This is a genomic window from Mumia zhuanghuii (assembly GCF_042681565.1).
Classification (GTDB): Bacteria; Actinomycetota; Actinomycetes; order Propionibacteriales; family Nocardioidaceae; genus Mumia.
The window spans coordinates 206000-226065 of sequence record NZ_JBHUFT010000008.1 but is presented as its reverse complement, the minus strand read 5'-3'; the positions used below and the strand labels follow the sequence as shown (position 1 = coordinate 226065).

At 71.1% G+C, this 20066-nt stretch carries 24 protein-coding genes and 1 tRNA gene; 10 read left to right on the top strand and 15 right to left on the bottom strand.

Annotated features, from left to right (window positions below; translation table 11 throughout):
- Window positions 1-17: 17 nt before the first annotated feature.
- The 6 genes from ACFSDF_RS09405 to ACFSDF_RS09380 are packed head-to-tail and all read left to right on the top strand — an operon-like array spanning window position 18 to window position 5613.
- A complete protein-coding gene (locus ACFSDF_RS09405) occupies window positions 18-1022 on the top strand; it encodes an ABC transporter permease (RefSeq protein ID WP_167001750.1) in 1005 nt (334 codons plus the stop codon).
- On the top strand, window positions 1015-1950 hold the full coding sequence (locus tag ACFSDF_RS09400) for an ABC transporter permease (RefSeq protein ID WP_167001748.1): 936 nt from the start codon (window positions 1015-1017) through the stop codon (window positions 1948-1950). The genes ACFSDF_RS09405 and ACFSDF_RS09400 overlap by 8 nt, the downstream gene beginning before the upstream one ends.
- Window positions 1951-1957: 7 nt before the next feature.
- Complete coding sequence (locus tag ACFSDF_RS09395) at window positions 1958-2965, top strand: ABC transporter ATP-binding protein (RefSeq protein WP_167001746.1); 1008 nt, start codon at window positions 1958-1960, stop codon at window positions 2963-2965.
- Window positions 2962-4017 carry an ABC transporter ATP-binding protein gene (locus tag ACFSDF_RS09390; RefSeq protein ID WP_167001744.1) on the top strand — a complete coding sequence of 352 codons (1056 nt, stop codon included), beginning with the start codon at window positions 2962-2964 and terminating at the stop codon, window positions 4015-4017. Before ACFSDF_RS09395 ends, ACFSDF_RS09390 begins: the two co-directional genes overlap by 4 nt.
- A 4-nt stretch (window positions 4018-4021) precedes the next feature.
- The gene (locus ACFSDF_RS09385) at window positions 4022-4807 is read left to right on the top strand and encodes a type 1 glutamine amidotransferase (RefSeq protein ID WP_377157235.1); all 786 of its coding nucleotides are present in this window, start codon (window positions 4022-4024) and stop codon (window positions 4805-4807) included.
- Window positions 4807-5613, top strand: a complete 807-nt coding sequence (locus ACFSDF_RS09380; protein WP_167001741.1) for a serine hydrolase — start codon at window positions 4807-4809, stop codon at window positions 5611-5613. Before ACFSDF_RS09385 ends, ACFSDF_RS09380 begins: the two co-directional genes overlap by 1 nt.
- A 21-nt stretch (window positions 5614-5634) precedes the next feature.
- Here ACFSDF_RS09380 and sigJ read toward each other — a convergent pair whose 3' ends face one another.
- A complete protein-coding gene (sigJ, locus tag ACFSDF_RS09375) occupies window positions 5635-6561 on the bottom strand; it encodes an RNA polymerase sigma factor SigJ (protein WP_167001739.1) in 927 nt (308 codons plus the stop codon).
- A 114-nt stretch (window positions 6562-6675) separates the two neighbouring features.
- Here sigJ and ACFSDF_RS09370 point away from each other — a divergent pair, with 114 nt between their 5' ends.
- On the top strand, window positions 6676-8025 hold the full coding sequence (locus ACFSDF_RS09370; protein ID WP_377157232.1) for an FAD-binding oxidoreductase: 1350 nt from the start codon (window positions 6676-6678) through the stop codon (window positions 8023-8025).
- A 24-nt stretch (window positions 8026-8049) separates the two neighbouring features.
- Window positions 8050-8523: a GNAT family N-acetyltransferase gene (locus ACFSDF_RS09365; protein WP_377157229.1), complete on the top strand. Its 474-nt coding sequence runs from the start codon at window positions 8050-8052 to the stop codon at window positions 8521-8523.
- Between the two features lie 14 nt (window positions 8524-8537).
- Here the strand turns inward: ACFSDF_RS09365 and ACFSDF_RS09360 are convergent.
- From ACFSDF_RS09360 to ACFSDF_RS09345, 4 genes are all read right to left on the bottom strand, one after another.
- Window positions 8538-8611, bottom strand: a tRNA-Leu gene (locus tag ACFSDF_RS09360).
- A gap of 114 nt (window positions 8612-8725) precedes the next feature.
- A complete protein-coding gene (locus ACFSDF_RS09355; RefSeq protein WP_167248908.1) occupies window positions 8726-9520 on the bottom strand; it encodes a hypothetical protein in 795 nt (264 codons plus the stop codon).
- On the bottom strand, window positions 9513-10331 hold the full coding sequence (locus ACFSDF_RS09350; protein WP_167249804.1) for a uracil-DNA glycosylase: 819 nt from the start codon (window positions 10329-10331) through the stop codon (window positions 9513-9515). The genes ACFSDF_RS09355 and ACFSDF_RS09350 overlap by 8 nt, the downstream gene beginning before the upstream one ends.
- Window positions 10328-10711, bottom strand: a complete 384-nt coding sequence (locus ACFSDF_RS09345) for a winged helix-turn-helix transcriptional regulator (protein WP_243842890.1) — start codon at window positions 10709-10711, stop codon at window positions 10328-10330. Before ACFSDF_RS09345 ends, ACFSDF_RS09350 begins: the two co-directional genes overlap by 4 nt.
- A 102-nt stretch (window positions 10712-10813) precedes the next feature.
- On the opposite strand from ACFSDF_RS09345, the gene ACFSDF_RS09340 reads away from it, so the two are divergent.
- Window positions 10814-11464 carry an NAD(P)-dependent oxidoreductase gene (locus tag ACFSDF_RS09340; protein WP_377157226.1) on the top strand — a complete coding sequence of 217 codons (651 nt, stop codon included), beginning with the start codon at window positions 10814-10816 and terminating at the stop codon, window positions 11462-11464.
- A gap of 21 nt (window positions 11465-11485) precedes the next feature.
- Here ACFSDF_RS09340 and ACFSDF_RS09335 read toward each other — a convergent pair whose 3' ends face one another.
- The 10 genes from ACFSDF_RS09335 to ACFSDF_RS09290 all read right to left on the bottom strand — a co-directional run bounded on the left by ACFSDF_RS09335 (window position 11486) and on the right by ACFSDF_RS09290 (window position 19613).
- Window positions 11486-11881 (bottom strand): type II toxin-antitoxin system VapC family toxin, encoded by a 396-nt coding sequence (locus ACFSDF_RS09335; RefSeq protein WP_377157224.1) that lies wholly within the window; start codon window positions 11879-11881, stop codon window positions 11486-11488.
- Window positions 11878-12168, bottom strand: coding sequence for a type II toxin-antitoxin system VapB family antitoxin (locus ACFSDF_RS09330; protein ID WP_167001728.1), 291 nt, complete (start codon window positions 12166-12168; stop codon window positions 11878-11880). Before ACFSDF_RS09330 ends, ACFSDF_RS09335 begins: the two co-directional genes overlap by 4 nt.
- 303 nt (window positions 12169-12471) lie before the next feature.
- Complete coding sequence (locus ACFSDF_RS09325; RefSeq protein ID WP_377157222.1) at window positions 12472-13386, bottom strand: Ppx/GppA phosphatase family protein; 915 nt, start codon at window positions 13384-13386, stop codon at window positions 12472-12474.
- Complete coding sequence (locus ACFSDF_RS09320) at window positions 13383-13919, bottom strand: DUF501 domain-containing protein (protein WP_167248912.1); 537 nt, start codon at window positions 13917-13919, stop codon at window positions 13383-13385. The genes ACFSDF_RS09325 and ACFSDF_RS09320 overlap by 4 nt, the downstream gene beginning before the upstream one ends.
- Window positions 13916-14479, bottom strand: coding sequence for an FtsB family cell division protein (locus ACFSDF_RS09315; protein WP_167001723.1), 564 nt, complete (start codon window positions 14477-14479; stop codon window positions 13916-13918). Before ACFSDF_RS09315 ends, ACFSDF_RS09320 begins: the two co-directional genes overlap by 4 nt.
- Before the next feature lie 3 nt (window positions 14480-14482).
- On the bottom strand, window positions 14483-15760 hold the full coding sequence (eno, locus tag ACFSDF_RS09310) for a phosphopyruvate hydratase (RefSeq protein WP_167001721.1): 1278 nt from the start codon (window positions 15758-15760) through the stop codon (window positions 14483-14485).
- A gap of 259 nt (window positions 15761-16019) precedes the next feature.
- Window positions 16020-16940: a nucleoside triphosphate pyrophosphohydrolase gene (locus tag ACFSDF_RS09305; protein ID WP_243845019.1), complete on the bottom strand. Its 921-nt coding sequence runs from the start codon at window positions 16938-16940 to the stop codon at window positions 16020-16022.
- On the bottom strand, window positions 16937-17608 hold the full coding sequence (locus ACFSDF_RS09300) for a hypothetical protein (RefSeq protein WP_243842888.1): 672 nt from the start codon (window positions 17606-17608) through the stop codon (window positions 16937-16939). Before ACFSDF_RS09300 ends, ACFSDF_RS09305 begins: the two co-directional genes overlap by 4 nt.
- Window positions 17609-17695: 87 nt before the next feature.
- Entirely contained in the window at window positions 17696-19144 is a 1449-nt protein-coding gene (locus ACFSDF_RS09295; RefSeq protein WP_167248916.1) for a catalase, read from the bottom strand.
- Window positions 19137-19613, bottom strand: a complete 477-nt coding sequence (locus ACFSDF_RS09290) for a Fur family transcriptional regulator (protein ID WP_347877917.1) — start codon at window positions 19611-19613, stop codon at window positions 19137-19139. The genes ACFSDF_RS09295 and ACFSDF_RS09290 overlap by 8 nt, the downstream gene beginning before the upstream one ends.
- A gap of 82 nt (window positions 19614-19695) precedes the next feature.
- Here ACFSDF_RS09290 and ACFSDF_RS09285 point away from each other — a divergent pair, with 82 nt between their 5' ends.
- Entirely contained in the window at window positions 19696-20049 is a 354-nt protein-coding gene (locus ACFSDF_RS09285) for an ArsC/Spx/MgsR family protein (protein ID WP_167001717.1), read from the top strand.
- Window positions 20050-20066 lie beyond the last annotated feature (17 nt).

Below are 20066 nucleotides of genomic sequence, written 5' to 3'. Positions count from 1 at the left end.
AGGGAGATGAACGCGGGTTGGGTCGATACATCACGCGTCGTGTGCTGCAGGGTGTCCTCACCCTGTTCCTCGTGATCCTGCTGCTGCACCTGCTCACGACGCTCGCCATCCAGCTGAACGGCAACCCAGCGCAGGCGTTCTTCGGTGACCGCCCGCCGAGCCCGTCGCAGCTGGCCGCGGTCGAGAAGCGCTACGGCCTCGACGACTCCTGCTACGACCAGCTCGGCAACCCCTGCCTCGGGCCGTTCGTCGACCGCCTGGGGGCGTACGCGTCCGGCGACTTCGGCGAGAGCCTTCGCGGCCGCGAGGTCACCGACATCGTCAGCGCCGCCGCCCCCAACACCCTGCGCCTGTTCGCGGTGGTGGCCGTGACGTGGGCGCTGATCGGCATGACCCTCGGCTCGATCGCGGCGCGTCGCCGCGGCAAGCCGTCGGACCAGGGCATCCGCGGGCTATCCGTCCTCATCGACGCGCTGCCGATCTTCGTGCTGCTGCTGATCTACAAGTACGTCTTCTCCGTCCCGCTGAGCAAATGGGCCAAGGAGACGTTCGGCAGCGACAGCCTCCCTGCGCTGCTGTTCAAGCCGTCGTTCTCCCTCGACCACCCGTGGGCGACGCTGATCGTCCCTGGCATCCTGCTCGGGCTCGCGGGCTCGGCGGCGTTCATCCGGCTGGTCCGCGCAGCGCAGCTGGAGAGCTACAACGCCGACCACGTGCGCGCGGCCCGCTCCAAGGGGTTGTCCGAGCGGCACGTCGCGGTCCACCACGTGGTCCGCAACTCCTCGATCCCGGTCGCCACCGCGGTCGGCATCATCTTCACCGAGGCGCTCGCCGGTGCGGTGATCACCGAGGGGATGATGAACATCTACGGGATGGGCGGCGTGCTCTGGAAGGCCGTCCAGGACAGTGACGTGTCGGTCGTGATCGGCATCGTCACGCTCCTCGCGGTGGTGACCGTCGTCGTGATGATCGTCGTCGACGTCGTCTATGCCGCACTCGACCCGAGGATCCGCTATGACTGACCCCAGCGTCTCCGCGCTGATCGCGGAGGAGACCGAGGGCGGCGCACCCAACCGCTCCTTCTGGTCGGACGCCTTCCGTACGTTGCGCCGCCGCCCCACGGTCATCGCGGCCACGGCGGTCGCACTGTTCTTCCTGGTCGTGGCTGTCTTTCCGTGGCTGTTCACCGACAAGGACCCGCAGCGCTGCGACATCGCCGATTCGCGCATCCCGCCGCAGTGGTTCGGCGGGGACCACCCCTTCGGCACGAACGTGCACGGCTGCGACGTGCTCGCGGAGCTCGTCTACGGCTCCCGCCCGTCGCTGCTGCTCGCCTTCATCGTCGTGGGGGTTTCGGTGCTCATCGGCATCGTGCTCGGCACCCTGTCGGGCTACTACCTCGGCATCGTCGACGCCGTGATCTCGCGGACGGTCGAGGTATTCCTCGTCGTCCCGCTGCTGCTCGCCGCGCTGCTGCTCCTGTCGCTGTTCCGTACGGTCGATCTCGGCGACGGGCTGCTCGCCACCATCATCCAACCGGCGATCGTGCTCACGATGTTCGGCTGGATGGGCTACACCCGGTACGTACGGGCGAGCGTCCTCGAGACGAAGAACCTCGACTACGTCACGGCCGCGCGGGTGCTCGGCGCCTCCGACCTGCGCATCATGTTCCGCCATATCCTCCCCAACGCGATCGGCACGGTGACCGCGCTCGTCCCGACCGCCATCGCGGCGGTGGTCGGGACAGAAGCCGTGCTGGCGTTCCTCGGCATCGGCGTACGCCCGCCCGCCGTGAGCTGGGGGATCATGATCACGGAGGGCTCGGAGTGGTTCACGGGTGGCTCGCAGTACCTGCTCCTCTTCCCGCTCGGATGCCTGCTGGCCACGGTGCTCGCCTTCGTGGTGATCGGCGACAACCTCCGCGACGCCCTCGATCCGAAGCTGAGGTGACCCAGTCGTGACCGAACAGACCACTCCCCTCCTCGAGGTCGAGGACCTCGCCATCGAGTTCGCGACGCCGGACGGTGTCGTACGCGCGGTCGACGGACTCTCGTACTCCGTCAGCGCCGGGAGGACGCTCGCGATCGTGGGCGAGTCCGGCAGCGGCAAGAGCGTGAGCTCGCTCGCGGTGATGGGCCTGCTGCAGATACCTCCCGCACGGATCGTCCGCGGTTCCATCCGCTTCAAGGGCGAAAACCTGCTGGCACTCGGCCCCAAGCAGCACCGGGCCTTCTGCGGGGCGCACGTCGCGATGGTTTTCCAGGACGCGCTCGCCGCGCTCAACCCGGTCCACACCGTCGGGTGGCAACTGACGGAGGCGCTGCGCGCACGCCAGAAGCTGTCGCGCCGCGATGCCGACAAGCGTGCAATCGAGCTGCTGGACATGGTCAAGGTCCCGAATGCCAAGCAACGGATCAAGGACTACCCGCACCAGTTCTCCGGCGGCATGCGCCAGCGGGTGATGATCGCCTCCGCGCTCGCGATGGATCCCGAGGTCCTGATCGCCGACGAGCCCACGACGGCGCTCGACGTGACCGTGCAGGCCCAGATCATGACGCTGCTGAGCGAGATCCAGGCTGAGCGCGACATGGGCCTGGTCCTCATCACCCACGACATGGGCGTGGTCGCGAACGTCGCCGACGACGTCACCGTGATGTACGCGGGCCGCGCGGTCGAGCAGGCCTCCGTCTTCGACGTGTTCTCCTCCGCCGCGCACCCGTACACGCGGGCGCTGCTGCGCTCCATCCCCCGGCTCGACCAGAAGGGTGGGGGGCTGGAGGTCATCCCGGGACGCCCGCCGGACCCGACCGCGGTTCCTGCCGGGTGCGCGTTCCACCCGCGATGCGGGTACGCCGAGGACGTCTGCCGGAGCGACCCGCCGCCCCCGCAGCACGCGCTGCGCTACGACCGGACGAGCGCGTGCCACTTCGCGGAGCGCGTCATGCAGCAAGGAGGTGAGCGATGACGGACACGGACGTGGTCCTCGAGGTGCGTGATCTCGCGAAGTCGTACCCGGTGCGCCGTGGCATCGTCCTCAAGCGCGAGGTCGGTACGGTGAAGGCCGTCGACGGCGTGTCGTTGACGCTGCACCGGGGCAAGACCCTCGGCCTGGTCGGCGAGTCCGGCTCGGGCAAGTCGACTCTCGCCAAGCTGCTCGTCGGGGTCGAGAAGCCGACCCGTGGCCAGATCCTCGTCGACGGCGTCGACGTGTCCGACCTCGGGCGTGCCGCCCGCCGGCGGCTGCGCGGCACCATCCAGATGGTGTTCCAGGACCCGTACACGTCGCTGAACCCGCGGATGTCGGTCGGCGAGATCGTCGGCGAGGCGTTCGCGATCCACCCGGAGGCGACCCCGGACGGCGGTCGCGACAAGGCGGTCCGCGAGCTCCTCGACCGGGTCGGGCTCAACCCCGACCACGTGCACCGCTATCCGCACCAGTTCTCCGGCGGCCAGCGACAGCGCATCGGCATCGCCCGCGCGCTCGCCGTACGGCCGCGCATCCTCATCTGCGACGAGCCGGTCTCGGCGCTCGACGTGTCGATCCAGGGGCAGGTCATCAACCTCCTGGAGGAGCTCCAGGACGACCTCGGTCTGTCGTACCTGTTCATCGCGCACGACCTGTCGGTGGTCCGCCACATCGCCGACGAGGTCGCCGTGATGTATCTCGGGCGGATGGTCGAGACCGGGCGCGACGCCGAGGTGTACGAGCACACGGGCCACCCGTACACGCGTGCGCTCATGTCGGCCGTGCCCGTGCCTGACCCGACGCTGCGCGACCGCCGCGAGATCGTGCTCGAAGGTGACATGCCCTCGCCCAGTGACCCTCCGTCCGGCTGCCACTTCCACACCCGCTGCTGGCTCGCCCCCACACTCGCGGACCCCGCCTCGGACGAGGTCCGTGCCGACGGTGCACACATCCCCTCCGTGTGCCGTCACGACAGCCCCAAGCTCGCACCCCAGGAGTCCCCCGATCATCTCGCCGCTTGCCACTTCGCTCTCGACACTGCCCGCCGGTGACACCGTGACCACGCGACGTCCCGAGGTCCTCGTCGTCCAGAACTCCCCCACGAGCGGAGGCGGGCGTCTCCCCGACTGGCTCGAAGCCGAGGGCGTCTCGCCGAACCGCATCGCCGGCGAGGATCTCGCGCCGACGCTCACCGGTGTCGACGGGATCGTCCTGCTCGGTGGCGGGTTCATGCCCGACGACGACGAGCGCTCGCCGTGGCTCGCCCAGGAGCGGCGGCTGGTCGTCCAGGCGCTCCAGGCCGAGGTGCCGCTGCTCGGGATCTGCCTCGGCGCGCAGCTCCTCGCGATCTGCGCCGGCGGCGAGGTGACCGAGAAGTCGGGTGAGACCGAGCGCGGCTCGTGCGGCGTGACGCTGCTCCCGGCGGCCGCCGACGACGCCATGTTCGCCGAGCTTGCGGCGTACGGTGAGCTGCGCATGATCCAGAACCACGAGGACAGCGTCACCGCGCTGCCGCCGGGCGCGGACCTCCTCGCGACCAGCGACGAGTGCAGGGTCGAGGCGTTCAGGGTGGGCATGTCGGCGTGGGGCGTGCAGTTCCACCCGGAGGTCGGCGCCGAGCGGCTGCGGTCGTGGGACGAGGCCGCGCTGCAGGCAGACGGGTACGACCGCGCGGCGCTCATCGCGGGAGCCGAGGCCGACGCGTCGCGCAACGAAGAGCAGTCGCGGGCACTGATCGCCGCGTTCGCCCGCGTCGTCCACGAGTCGGCCGCGCGTGCGGACGCGGACGAGGCAGCGGCCGAGCCGGCGAACGGCGACGAGCCCGACGGGACGGAGGGCTGATGTCGGCGCGCGGCACGTACAGCGACGGCGTCCCCGTCATCGCGTACCAGGTGGCCACCGCTGCGGGCGAGGTGCTCGCGGCGCGGGGGGCCTCGACCCCGTTCTACGCGGCCAGCACGATCAAGGTCGCTCCCCTCGTCGCGGCGCTGCGGATGGTCGAGGCCGGGACGCTCACGCTCGACGACACGCTCGTCAGCCGAGACACCTTCGAGAGTCAGGTTCCGGAGGCTCCCGACTACCGGCTGGTCCCCGACGACGTCGACCACGGCATGCCTCCGGCTGGCGCGCCGATGCCGCTCCGCGACGCGCTCGAGCGGATGATCGTCGTCTCCTCGAACGAGGCCACGAACATCATCGTCGAGTGCGTCGGCCTCGACGCCATCGCGCAGGTCCTGTCCGACGCGGGCGCCCACGACAGCCGGATGTTCCGGCAGTTCGGCGACCAGGCGGCCGCCGAGACGTACGGGAAGAGCAACGTCGTGACCGCTGCGGACCTGGCGACGCTGATGGGCACACTCGTCGCCGGGAAGCTCGCCGGACCGTGGGCGACCACGTACATGACCGACCTCCTGGCCCGCCAGACCGATCCGCTCGTCGCGGCCCACGCGCCGTCGGACCTGCCATGGGGAAGCAAGGGCGGGTCCGTCGACGCGATCCGGCACGACGTGGCGTACCTGGGCGCGCCAGGCCCCGACGCGATCGTGATGGCGGTGTGCACACGCGGCTATCCCGAGGAGGACGCGGACGAGGCGATCAAGGCGCTCGGCAACCTTGCGATCACGCTCGCCGGCCGCGCGCGGCGCTGACACGTCTGCTGACGCGCGGGCTCAGCGCCACAGGCGGAGCTTGTCAGGGTTGCGCACCGCCCACGCGTGCACGACCCGGCCGTCACGGACGTCGACGGCCATGACCGTCACCAGCATGTCGCCATCCCAGACGAGCACCCCGGGCCGACCGTTGACCTCGTCCTCGGTGAAGACCAGGCTCGGCGCCTTGACGAGGACGTCGGCAAAGAAGCGAGCGACCGCCGCCGCACCGTCGATCGGCTCGAGCGCCGCGGCGACCTTGCCCCCGCCGTCGGCGATCACGGTCGCCTCGGGATCGAGGACGCCGAGGAGTCCGTCCAGGTCGCCCGTCTCCCAGGCGCGCCGGAACGCCGCCACCACCTCGGCCTCGGCGGAGGCGGCCCCGGCGGCCGCTAGCGACGCCTCCGCGCCCTCGGCGTCGCGGACCCGCCGGCGCGCGGACGACGCCAGCTGTCGGCAGGCGGCCGGGCTGCGACCGAGGGCGGCGGCGATCTCGTCGAACGGGAACGCGAAGACGTCCTTGAGGACGAACGCCACACGCTCGGCCGGAGTCATGGTCTCGAGGACGATGAGGAACGCCATGCCGACCGTCTCGTCCGACGTGACACGCTCGGCGGGGTCGGTCGAGCCGGACGCCTGGCTCGACCAGCGCGCCGGGCTCGGCACCGGCTCCGGGAGCCACTCGCCGACGTACTTCTCGCGGCGCGCGCGGGCCGACCCGAGCACATCGAGGCAGACGCGGCTCGCGACACGGACGAGCCAGCCGGTCGGGCGTGCGATCGCGCCGCGCTCAGCAGGGCTGAGGGCGTACCAGCGGGCGTACGTCTCCTGCACGGCGTCCTCGGCCTCCGCGAAGGAGCCGAGCATCCGGTAGGTCACGTCGAGAAGCACGCCACGGGCCCCGGCGGGCTCGAGATCCGCGAGCGTCTCGTGCTGGGCGAGAGTCATGCCTTCGATCCTGCCTCGAAGCACTGACACGCGTCATTTCTCGGACGACCTCACATTCCAGCGCGCTGCGTCGTCATCACAGAGAGACCATCGAGAACGATGAAGGAGTCACCGATGACCGACTACGCCGCACTCCAGGATCAGCTGGACGGGTCGCTCCGCGCCCGGGGCGAGGACGACTACACCGCAGGCGCGACGGCATTCAACCTCACGATCCAGCACAGCCCCGACGTCGTCGTCCGTGCCACGAACGAGAACGACGTCGTCGAGACCGTCCGGTTCGCCCGGGCGGCCGGCGTCCCCGTACACCTGCACACGACGGGCCACGGCGCCCACGCCTCGTACGACACGGGGATCTTGCTCGACCTCGGCGCACTGAGCTCCGTGACCGTCGACCCGCAGGCCCGTACGGCCACGATCGGCGGTGGCACCCGGTGGGCGCCGGTCGTGACCGCCGCTGCCGAGCACGGCCTCGCTCCGGTCACCGGCTCCTCGACCAACGTCGGAGTCGTCGGGTTCCTCCTCGGCGGCGGGCTCAGCCCGCTCGCGCGCAGCCACGGCTTCGCCTCCGACCGCCTCGTGTCCGCACGCGTCGTCACCGGCGCGGGCGAGGTCGTCGACGCCTCCGACGCGGGTGACGCCGAGCTTCTGTGGGCGCTGCGCGGCGGCAAGACCGGCCTCGGCGTGGTCACCGAGATCACTGTCTCGCTGGTCCCGATGCCGGGTTTGTACGCTGGGACCCTGTTCTTCGACCTGGCCGAGAGCACGGATCCGTACACGCGCTGGTTGGAGTGGACGAAGACGGCGCCGGCCGACGTCACGACGAGCGGCATGATCATCCGGTTCCCCGACCTGGACTTCATCCCGGACCCGATGCGCGGTCGACACCTGCTCGCGCTGCACGTCGCGTACCCGGGAACGGCCGACGAGGGCGAGCAGCTCACCAAGCCGCTGCGCGAGCTGGGCACCGTCTACCTCGACGACCTCGGGCCGCTGGCGCTCGCCGACGTCGCGCGGATCACCAACGACCCGACGGAGCCCGGCCCCGGATTCGTACGCGGGACGACCTTGACCCACGTCGACGCCGACCTCGCCGACGCGGTGCTCGCCCTCGTCGGACCCGGCGCGGAGCTGCCGATCATGGGACTCGAGGTGCGGCACCTCGGCGGCGCGATGCGCGACGAGAAGGACGACACGACGGCGGTCGGCTACCGCGACTTCGACTACACGCTGTCGATGCTCGGTGCTCCCGACCCGACGCTGTTCCCCGAGGTCCTGCCGGGCGTGTTCGCGCAGCTCGAGGACACGCTCGCCCCGTGGCGTTCAGAGCACCTGACACCCAACTGGATGTCGGACCCGCGCGACCCCGGCCAGGCGGCGCGCACCTGGCCGCAGGCGACGCGGGAGAGGCTCACCGCGGTGCGTCAGGCGCATGACCCGGACGGTGTCTTCGCCCCCCGCTGACGTCTGCGCGTCGTACGGTGACGCATGGCGACCGACCTCTCCGTCCCACGTCTCGCGACCACCGACGACGCCACACAGATCGCGGGCCTCCTTGACGACTTCAACACCGAGTACGGCTGGCCGTCCCCCGGGGTCGACGTGCTCGCGCCGCGCCTGCGCCGCCTGCTCGGCTCGCCGGAGACGATCGCGCTCGTGTCCGGCGACCCGCTCGACGCGGTCGCGCTGGTGACGTTGCGGCCGAACGTCTGGGTCGACGGCAGCGTGGCGGTGCTCGACGAGCTGTACGTGGTGCCCCATCTGCGAGGGCGCGGGATCGGCTCGGCCGTGGTCGACCTGCTCCTCGCGTACGCGCGCGACCACGGCATCGACCTGATCGAGATCAACGTCGACGAGGCCGACCTCGACGCCCAGCGGTTCTACGAGCGCCACGGATTCTCCGGAATCGTCGAGGAGACCGGCGAGCGGGCGTACTACTTCGCGCAGGAGATCGCCCGCTGAACGACGCGGCGCCGTGCTCCCGGCGGGATTCGAACCCGCACTGAGACGGGTTTAAGCCGTCTGCCTCTGCCGGTTGGGCTACAGGAGCGTGGCGCCATTGTCCCGTACCGGGTGTGCGGGCGTGCAGTGACCCGGGGGCGCTAGAAACCGACCCGGGGGCGCTAGAAACCGACCCGGGAGCGGGCAGAACCGACCCGGGGGCTCAGGGGGCGGAGGTGCCGGCGATCTCGTACGCGCGGATCGTCCGCCTCTCAAGGTTGTCCCGGACGAGGACCAGCGAGAGCCGCCACATCCGCGCGTGCTGCGCTCCGACGGCCTCGACCACGGCGTCCCAGTGCGCGACGAGACGCCCGCCGATGCGTGCGAGACGCTCACGCTCCTCGGCGACCACCTCGCGTACGGCGTCGACGACGAGACCGTCGCCCTCCCACCGAGCGATCGTGGCGCTCAGTGGCTCGGGGTCGGTGTAGACGACCTCCGTACGGGCGTCGCCGCCGCGCTGCGTGTCGCCGAGGACCGCGTCGGCCAACTCCGGGGGCAGCTCGTCGCGCAGCTGCGCAGGGACGTCCAGATAGCCCGTGACCGCGTCGACCGGCTCGTTCGGCCCACGCGGCGCAGGCCCGACCGCCCCGAGCTGCACGGTCAGCCGCAGCACCTCGCGCCGGTCGGCGGCCTCGAGCGCACGCTTGGCCGACGCGTGCTCCACGTAGTCGCGCATCAGCCGTACCGCCGCCTCGAGGTCGCCCTCGACGGTGAGCTCGCCGGCGATGTAGGCGCGCGCGATGCCGGTCTGCCCCGGAGACCACACCAGGCGTCTGACCGTACGGCGGGACTCGATGTGGGCCTCGATCGCCCGGTCTCCGACCTCCGGCTCGACCCGGGACCCGTCCCAGGCGGTGAGCGTGACGGGCGGCGCCTCTCCGTAGACCTGGACGAGCAGGTCGACCAAGCGGCCCGCCACTCCCGCGTGGGTCTGGGTGGTGGTCTCCTCAGGCATCGCTGACCTCCTTTGCGCGTGCCATGACGGTGTCGAGCATGGGCTCGGTGAGCCGTCCTGTGAACGTGTTCTGCTGGCTGGGGTGGAAACAGCCCAGGAGGTGGACCGTACCGCCCGAAGGTTTCGGGAGTGTGGCGTCGACACCATGCCCGAACTTCGGCCGTGGCCTCGGCACCTTCGCCCCGAGCGCAGCGAAGGTCCGCAGCGTCGCATCCCATCCGTACGACCCGAGCGCGACGATCGCGCGGACCGACGGGAGGACGAGACGCAGCTCCTCCTCCAGCCAGGGTGCACACGTGTCGCGCTCCTCCGTGGTGGGTTTGTTCGCGGGCGGTGCGCAGCGGACGGCAGCGACCATGCGGCCACCGATCAGCCGCTGGCCGTCGCCGGCGTGGACGCTGGTCGCCTGCGCGGCGAGCCCGACCCGGTGGAGGGACGCGAAGAGCCAGTCGCCCGAGCGGTCGCCGGTGAAGATCCGCCCCGTACGGTTGCCGCCGTGCGCGGCCGGCGCGAGGCCGACGATCAGCACCCGTGGGTCAGGGTCGCCCCAGCCGGGGATCGGGCGGCCCCAGTATGGCTCGTCGGCGAACGCGCGCCGCTTCGTGACGGCGACCTCCTCGCGCCACTCGACCAGCCGCGGGCACGCCCGGCAGACAGAGACGCGGGCGTCGAGCTCGTGCAGCGGAGCCGCGGACGCCGCCAGCTCGCGTACCTGCTCGGCGTCGTGCGCGACCGGCGTCGTGGGCGTCGCCCGATCGTCGGGCCACCCCGTCCCCGGGGTGACCGGTGAGGTGAAGTCGGTGGACGTCAGAGCGACACCGCCCGGTCGCGCGTGAGCGCCGCGTCGGCGGCGTCGAGGATCTCGTCCCAGTGCTCGTCGGCCCACGAGCACACCGCGTCGAGCGGTGTCAGGAGGCTGCGTCCGAGGTCGGTGAGCGCGTAGTCGACACGGCGCTCACGGCCGGCCACCTCCGTACGGAGGACGTAGCCTTCGCGCTCCAGCGTCCGCAGCGACGACGTCAGCACCTTGGCGGTGATGCCCCGCAGCGGGACCCTCAGCTCACCGAAACGGCGCGGCCCCTCGGCGAGGCAGCGCACGATCAGCGCACCCCACTTGTCGCCCACCCGGACCGGCGACAGCGAGGACGGGCACGCGGGATCGAACATGTCGGGATCGAGAGGCGCGAGCACCTGACCACCCTAGTCACGAGGCACGACGGTTTCCGAACGGAAACCAGCCCTCTCGCTAGCGTCCGGGCTCCGGCAGGGCGCCGGTGACACCACGCAGGAGGTATGGGGATGGGCAAGATCATGGTCGTCGGGGCCGGAGGGCGGGCAGGTCGCGCTGCGACCGCAGAGGCCGTACGGCGCGGGCACGAGGTGACGGCGGTGGTCCGAGATCCCGGACGGTACGGGGACCTCGCCGGGCCGGGCGTCACGCTCGTCGCGGGCGACGTCACAGACGCGGACACGCTCGGCACGCTTGCGGCGGGGCACGACGCGGTGGTCGCGGCGGTGTACGACACGTCCTCGACGGACCCGCGGGGGTTCTTCGTCGCCACCGCGCACGCCTTGACCACCGGGCTCGCGCACGCCGGGGTGACGCGGCTGGTGTGGGTGGGGCTCGCGTCGCTGCTGCCGACGGCGGACGGCACACCGCTGATGGACACCGGCGGCTATCCGAACGAGCACCGCGACTTCTTCCTTGCGCACGCCGCCGCGACCGACGCGTTCGCGGAGGCCGGCGACGGGCTGGACTGGGTGTCGCTGTCGCCCTCCGGGGACTTCGACCACGGCGGGACGTCGACCGGCGGGTACGCGGTGGCGCCGGCCGACGCGGATAGCCGCATCACGTACGAGGACTTCGCGCGCGCTCTGCTCGACGAGGTCGACGCGCCGAGCGTGTCGCGGACGCACGTGGGCGTGGAGCGCCACACCTCGTAGGGCGCAGGCGGAGCGGGCCTCTCAGAGTGCGAGCGCCGACGGAATGTCGGTGTGGAGGAAGGCGGCGACGGACAGCAGCGGCTCGCGCTCCGCCGAAGCGAGTGCATAGGCGAAGCAGTCACCGAGGTTGAGCTGTGCGGGGTGGCCGCTCCCGCACCCGAAGTCGCGGTATGCGTCGCGCGCGATCGCCGCATGCGCGGCGGTGAACGCGACGGGGACGACCCCGAAGGCCTCGAGCAGCCGGTCGACACGACGGCGCTGCTGCGGGGCCGACCGGCTGTCGACCACCGCGTACAGCTCGACGAGCGTCGCGGTCGAGATCCTCGGCTCGGGGTCCGCAAGGAGTGCTGCGGTCAGGGCCTCGGCCTCCGGCTCGCCCAGCAGGATCGCGACGAGCGCCGACGTATCGACGATCACCGCGGGAGCCCGTGCTCGTCGTACACAGCGTCGTCAGCGAGGCTCATCGTGCGTCGGTCCTCGTCGGTGAGGTCGCGTCGGAACTCGACGAGCAGTCGCTCGACGCGCTGGTGGTCGGCCGCCTGCACCACCGACGCGCCTTCGGCCTCCAGCTCGGCCAGCCGCCGTCGTACCGCATCTTCGACGGCGCTGGTCTGGCTCGTGCCCGTGACCTCGGCGAGCCGGCGGACGAGGGCGTGGGTGCCCGTCAGGCAACCGTCACCGTGGCGAAACGCCGCCGCGGACACCCCGCGGAACGAGCGTTTGCGCTACGTACGGGGAGGACTACCTGCTGCGCGGGGTGGCGCAACACGTTCGACCCCACGACCGGGCTGCTGCTGGACTCGACCTTCTACGAGGGCGGGAAGGGGAACTATTTGTTCCGGCTGGTCCACGACATGGCGAATCGCCGCGCCACGGCGACGGGGTCCGGCGCGCGGAGGCCGCACGCGCGTGGGCGCTGCAGTTCGACCGTGCGCACGTGCTCGATGGCATCCTCCAGAAGGTCTGGGGCGCCCGGTCCGCCACTGCGATCGGCGCCTGAGCCGCGCTCAGACCAGCGACCAGGCGATGCCGTCGAGGATGTCGTGCTCGGAGACGACGAGCGCGTCGGGTGTCGTACGAGCGAGGAGGCGCGACAGGATCACCGCTCCCCCACCGATCACATCCGCGCGCCCAGGATGCATGAACGACCACGACCGGCGCTCCTCGACCGACGCAGCGAGGATCGCGTCGCACGAGGCGAGGACGTCCGCGACGGGCAGCTGCGCGTGGTGGATGCGGGTGGAGTCGTACTCCTCGAGGCCGAGCACGTGCGCGGCCACCGTCGTGATCGTGCCCGCGACACCCACGACCGTACGGGCCTGCGCGACGTCCACCGTGCTCGCGTCAAGGACCGCGTCGACGTCCGCTGCGCACTCCACGATCTCCGCCGCGGTCGGCGGGTCGCTGCGCAGGTGGCGCTCGGTCATCCGTACGGAGCCGATGTCGAGCGACTGCTCGGCCCCCGCGACACCGTCCTCGCCCAGGATCAGCTCCGTCGAGCCTCCACCCAGGTCGACGACGAGGACGGGCTGCGCGACACCGGGCAGGTCGCGCGCCGCCCCCGCGAACGACAGCGCGGCCTCCTCCGAGCCGGTGACGACGTCGGGGCCGACTCCGAGGCGCTCGCGCACGCCGTCCGCAAACACGTCGGCGTTGTCGGCGTCGCGCGTCGCGGACGTCGCGACGAACCGGACCCGCTCCGCACCGAGCTCGGCGATCACCCGTGCGTAGTCCTCACACGCAGCGAACGTCCGCTCCAACGCGCGGACGTCGAGCCTGCCCGTACGGTCGACGCCGTAGCCGAGCCGCACGATCTCCATCTGCCGAACCTGGTCGTCCGCCGTGCCGGTGTCCGCGTCGAGGTCTGTGACGAGCAGCCGGATCGAGTTCGTGCCGCAGTCGATCGCGGCGACTCGCGTCACGGCGTGTCGCTCTGGAGCTGCGCAGGCGGGGCGCCAGGACCGTCGCAGGTCGTCCCTGTCCACCAGTCGCCGAGCACGCGGATCGTCTCGTCGCCGAGCGGGTTGACGCCCGGCCCCTTCGCCAGCGCGTGGCCCGCGAGCACGTGCAGGCACTTCACGCGGGTCGGCATGCCGCCGGCCGACACCCCGTCGATCTCGGGCACATCGGCGATCTGCCGCCGCTCGGCGAGGTACGACTCGTGCGCGCGCTGATATGCGGCCGCGAGCTCGGGATCCTCGGCGAGCCGTTCACTCATCTCGCGCATCAGCCCGGACGCCTCGAGCGTGCCGAGCATGCCGTTGATCCGCGCGCACGTGACGTAGTACAGCGTCGGGAACGGCGTACCGTCCGGCAGGCGGGGCTCGGTCTTGACGACGTTGGGGTGCCCGGACGGGCAGCGGCTCGCGATCTCGACCACGCCCCGCGGTGTACGGCCGAGCTGCTCGCGGATCGCGTCGAGGTCGGCCTGGGTCGGGGGAATCGGGTCGGTCACTGTCCTTCGTCCTGCTTCTTCGGCGTCACGACGACGTCGGGCGACGTCGCGGGGGTCGTGGGGTCGGGCACTCCGCCGGCGCGCTCCACCGACGTCCACAGCGTGGAGTACCACTCGGTTTGCGCAGCGCTGGTCGGGGACGCGTCGGGCAGCTCGGGGCCCTTGCCGACGGGCTTGCCGTCAGGGCCGAGCACGGTGAACCCGACCTCGCCCGGCATCAGCCAGCCGAAGCGCGAGCGCGCCTGCTGCTCGACGTACTCGGGATCGTCGAAGCGAGCCTTCTGCTTCTCGAGGTCGTCGAGCGCCTGCGTGGACTCGGCGATCTGCGCCCGCGCCGTCGCGAGGGCGTCGCGCTGCTGGAGGAAGGCCTTCAGGCTCGACGCGTACGAGATGGCGAGCACCAGCAGCACCAGCAGCAGCACCGCCATGCGGCGGGTCAGGCGCGGGCGTCCGTACGTGGTGACGGCCTCGGCGGCCGGTGTCGCGCCACGACCACGACGAGGCGCACCCGGCCGGCCGGCGGGGCTCCTCCTCGGGTCGCGGCGCGACGGGGACGGCACGCGTCAGGCCTTCAGCCGGGGGAACGCCGCGCGTCCGGCGTAGGTGCCGGCGTCGTCGAGCAGCTCCTCGATGCGGAGCAGTTGGTTGTACTTCGCGACCCGCTCGGACCGCGCCGGGGCACCGGTCTTGATCTGGCCGCAGTTGGTCGCGACGGCGAGGTCGGCGATCGTGGTGTCCTCGGTCTCGCCTGAGCGGTGGCTCATCATGCAGCGGTAGCCGTTGCGGTGCGCGAGGTCGACGGCCTCGAGCGTCTCGGTGAGCGTGCCGATCTGGTTGACCTTGACGAGCAGCGCGTTGCCCGCGTGCTCGTCGATGCCGCGCTGGAGGCGCTCGGAGTTGGTGACGAACAGGTCGTCGCCGACGAGCTGGACCTTGTCGCCGAGCTCGCTCGTGATGGCCTTCCAGCCGTCCCAGTCGTCCTCGTCGAGCGGGTCCTCGATCGAGACGATCGGGTACGAGGCGACGAGGTCGGCGTAGTAGGCGGTCATCTCGGCGGCCGACTTCGGCGCACCCTCGAAGCGGTACGCGCCATCACCGTAGAACTCCGACGCGGCGACGTCGAGCGCGAGCGCGATGTCGGTGCCGAGCTTGAGGCCGGTGGTCTCGACGGCCTTCGCGATGAGGTCGAGAGCAGCGCGGTTGGAGCTGAGGTTGGGAGCGAAGCCGCCCTCGTCGCCAAGGCCGGTCGCGAGTCCGTCGGACTTCAGGACCGACTTGAGCGCGTGATAGACCTCGACGCCCTGGCGGAGCGCGTCGGCGAAACTCGAGGCGCCGATCGGCGCGATCATGAACTCCTGGATGTCCACGTCGGTGTCGGCGTGGGCGCCGCCGTTGAGGATGTTCATCATCGGGACCGGGAGCACGTGGGCGTTGGCTCCGCCGACGTACTGGAACAGCGGGAGACCCGCCGACTGCGCGGCCGCACGAGCGACTGCGAGCGAGACGCCGAGGATCGCGTTGGCACCGAACTGCGCCTTGTTGGGGGTGCCGTCCAGGCGCAGCAGCGTCGCGTCGATGTAGCGCTGCTCGTCGGCGTCGAGGCCCAGGATCTCCGGGTGGATCACCTCGTTGACGGCATCGACGGCCTTCTGGACGCCTTTGCCGCCGTACCGCTCGCCGCCGTCACGCAGCTCGACGGCCTCGAACTTGCCGGTCGACGCGCCGGACGGGACGTCGGCCCGACCGATCGTGCCGTCGTCGAGGGCCACCTCGACCTCGACCGTGGGGTTGCCGCGCGAGTCGAGGATCTCTCGGGCTCCGACAGCTTCGATGCTTGCCACTACGGACTCCTAGTGCAGGACGGTGGGGTTCGTACACATCCTAAGAGGCACACCCGTCGGGGTCGTCCTCGTCCGTGCCGTGGCGCGCCGACGGCCGGGCAACCCGAGCCCCCGATCTTCCGCTGGTCGAGGAGTCCGAGCCCCCAAGGGCGCGGACGTACGAGACCACTCGGCGCCACTTCGACACACTCAGCGACCGACTCGACACGTCGCCGAGCACCCGCCCGTGGCCTCGAAACGGTCTCCGCCAGCGCTCGCCCTACTCGACCGACGGCACCAGGGCGTTGACCGTACGGCGCAGCGCAGCCTCCGGGTCCTGACCCGCCGCCCGCGCCTCGATCACCAGGGCGAGCAGGCGCTCTCCGAGCGAGTCACCCGCTGGCGCCGCCACCTCGCCTGCGCGCTGCAGCCGCCCCACGACCTTGTCAGCGTACGCCAGCGCGGGCAGCGTCGGGGGCACACCGTCGAGCACCGAGGTCCGCTGCTTCTCGGTCGCCTTGAGCCGCTGCCACGCGGCATCGACCTCGTCGGCCGTGGCCGCGTCGCCGTCGCCGAAGACGTGGGGGTTGCGGCGGACGAGCTTCTCGACGATCCCGGCGGCGACGTCGTCGATGTCCCAGCCGTCGTCGCTCACGCCGTCGACCGGTCGTGCGGCGACCGCCGCGTGGAACACGACCTGCATGAGGAGGTCGCCGAGCTCCTCGCGCAGCTCGTCGGTGTCGCCGCGGTCGAGCGCGTCGAGCACCTCGTACGACTCCTCGAGCAGGTACTGCTGGAGCGAGGCGTGCGTCTGCTCGCGCGTCCAGGGGCACTCGACGCGCAGCTGGTCCATCACCGCCACGAGGTCGAGCAGCCGCGCGCCCGGGAGGTCGTACGACCCGAAGACGATCTCGACCTCACCGACGGGTTCGGTGCCGCTCTCGGAGCGGGCCAGAAGCGTGTCGGCCAGGGCGTGGGCCCACTCCACATCGCCGGTCGGGGCGATCCAGACGGTGTCGGCGGACACGTCGTCCAGTCGGCCGAGCGGCTCGACGCGCACGTCGACGCCTGCTGCGCGCACGGCCTCGACAGTCGGATCGTCCTCAGGGGCGAGGACGAGCGAGGCTTCACGGAGCGCGTCCCACCCCGCTGCCGTCAGCAGGCCGGGAGCGACACGCGGGCTGGTGACGAGGATCCTCACTCGCTCGACTCTACGCCGCGGCACTGCTGGTTGGCCGGGAGCGTCGTGGGGTCGATCTGGTCGAGCTGCTCGCGCGAGACCGACAGCTGCAGCGCCGGGTCGGGCTGCCCGTCGTTGGAGATCCCGAAGCGCGGATCGACCGCGGCGTCGACGCGTACGAGCTCCTCGGAGACGACCTCGGTGCCGGCCCCCATCAGCTGCTCGGCGTTCTCCTGGGTCGGAGCGGTCCCGGTGTCGTCTGCACCGATCGCGGTCCGCAGCGCCTGGCTCTCGAAGTCGCGCTCGAGGATCTCGACGATGTCGTCGAACTGGTCGCCACCGAACATCGTCTCCAGCTGCTCGAGGTCGGCCGGCTGCAGCGCGTACTGCGACGGCGGCACCTCGATGCCGCGGTCGTCGGCGACCTTGCGCGCGCCGGCGAGCTGGAGCTGCTGGGTCGCGATCACCTGACGGACCTGGCCCTGCGCGGGAGCCTGACCGCCCTGCGAGGTCGCGACCGTCGCCAGATAGGTGCATCCGGCGTCGGCGAGCGTGTCGAAGCGGTCCATCGACAGGGTCGACGAACCCACCACCACCGCGTCGCCCGGGAAGGTCGACCCGCAGCCGGCGAGCATCAGCGAGGCCGCAGCGGCGGCGAGGAGCGGGCGCAGAGCGGGACGGTGGGGCATGCGGGAACGGTCCTCTCGTACGGGTGACGTGACGCGGGACTCAGCCTAACCACACGTCCTTGCACCGACCACGCCGGACCAGCAACCCTAGAGCGTGCCCATCTCCTTCTGGACCGCGGTCGCGAGGTCGACGTCGACGTTGCCGAGATAGACCCATACCCGCTGCAGCACCTCGTCCGTCACGCCGTCCGCGAGGTGCCCCGCGATGTTGTGGGCGAGGCGGGCGCGCGCGGCGTCGTCGAGCACCTCGCGGTAGAGCGTGCCCGGCTGCCCGAAGTCGTCGTCCTCGGGGTGCAGGTCGTACGGAGCACGGATCTGCTCGCCGGACGCGGCCCAGCCCTTGCCGTCGGTGAGGCGCTGCGTGTCCGCCGCGGGGCCCCCGTACGAGTTGGGCGCGTAGACCGGGAGCGACGGGTCGTTCCACGCGTATCGCATCGCCCCCTCCTTGGAGTAGGTGTGCACCGGCGACTTCGGTGCGTTCACCGGCAGCTGCGTGTAGTTGGTGCCGATCCGGTAGCGGTGCGTGTCGGCGTACGAGAACACGCGGCCGAGCAGCATCTTGTCCGGGCTGATGAACACGCCGGGGACGAGGTTGCTGGGCTCGAAGGCTGCCTGCTCGATCTGTGCGAAGAAGTTCTGCGGGTTCTCGTTGAGCGTCATCGTCCCGACCGGGATCCGCGGGTAGTCCTTCTGCGAGATCGTCTTGGTGAGGTCGAAGATGTTGAACCGGTACGACTCCGCCTCCTCGAACGGCACGATCTGCACCTCGAGCGACCAGCTCGGGAAGTTGCCGTCGGCGATCGCGTCGAAGAGGTCCTTGCGGTGCAGGTCAGGGTCGCTCCCGGCGAGCCGGTCGGCGTCCTCCTGCGTCAGGAAGTCGATGCCCTGCTTGGTCTTGAAGTGGTAGCGCACCCAGAAGCGGTCGCCGGCTTCGTTGATCCACTGGTACGTGTGGGAGCTGAAGCCGTCCATGTTCCGGTACGACCTCGGGATGCCCCGGTCGCCCATCAGCCAGATCACCTGGTGCGCCGACTCCGGGGACAGGCTCCAGAAGTCCCACTGCATGTTGTGGTCGCGCAGGCCGGAGTCGGGCATTCGCTTCTGCGAGCGGATGAAGTCCTGGAACTTCATCGGGTCGCGGACGAAGAAGACCGGCGTGTTGTTGCCGACCATGTCGTAGTTGCCCTCGTCGGTGTAGAACTTCAGCGCGAAGCCACGGGGGTCGCGCCACGTGTCGGGGCTCCCCTGCTCCCCCGCGACGGTCGAGAAGCGCGCCACCATCGGGGTCTTCTTGCCCGGCTGGAAGAGCGAGGCCTTCGTGTAGGCACTCACGTCACCGGTGATCTCGAGCTCACCGAACGCGCCCGAACCCTTCGCGTGCACGACCCGCTCGGGCACCCGTTCGCGGTTGAACTGCGCCATCTTCTCGATCAGGTAGTGGTCGTGCAGCACGATCGATCCGAGGTCTCCCTGCGTCAGCGAGAGCTCGTCGCTCTCGACCGGGATCCCCGCGTTCGTGGTGGTCGGATCAGTCATCGTTCACTCCCCTGTCGCTGGTGGCACCGACGATCGCCGGCTCACGGGAGCCGCACGGGGCGCACGTCCCCCAGAACACGACCTCGGCGGCCGCGATGTCGTACCCGTGCGTGTCGCTCGGTACGAGGCACGGCGCGGACCCGACCGCGCAGTCGACGTCGTCGATACGCCCGCAGACCTCGCACACGAGGTGGTGGTGGTTGTCGGCTGTCCGGGTCTCGAACAGCGCCGGGGATCCCGCCGGCTGGATCCGCCGTACGAGGCCGCGCTCCGTGCACGCGGCCAGCACGTCGTACACCGCCTGGACGGACACCGAGCCGAGCGCGTCGCGGGTCATCGCGATGAGGGTCTCGGCGCTCGCGTGCGGGCGCTCGCGCAGGGCGCTCAGGACGGCGATCCGCTGGCGCGTCACCCTCATCCCAGCGCCGCGCAGCTCCGACTCGGCATCCCAGATCTTGGTCCCCGGCACCTCTCCACCGTGCGTCGGGATCTGGTGCGCTGCAAGCCGGGCGGCTGCCGCGGCGGACAGAGCCGCGTCCTACGCTCGGCGCATGGAGATCTGGGTGAACCCCGCCTGCAGCAAGTGCCGCACCGCCGTGGCCGCCCTCGACGAGGCCGGTGCGGACTACACCGTACGGCGCTATCTCGAGGAGCCGCCGACGGTCGACGAGCTCGCCGCCGTGGTGCAGCGGCTCGGGCTCGAGCCGTGGGACGTCGCCCGCCCGAAGGAGGCCCGCGACGCCGGGCTGACCGCGATCCCGAAGGACGCCGAGCACCGTGCGGAGTGGCTGGCGGGCCTCGTCGCGCACCCGTCGGCGATCCAGCGCCCGATCATTACCACCGACGACGGCACGACGGTGATCGCGCGCGATCCCGAGACGCTGGCGCGGGTCGTCGGGAACTGACCCGGGACCCGGCAGGA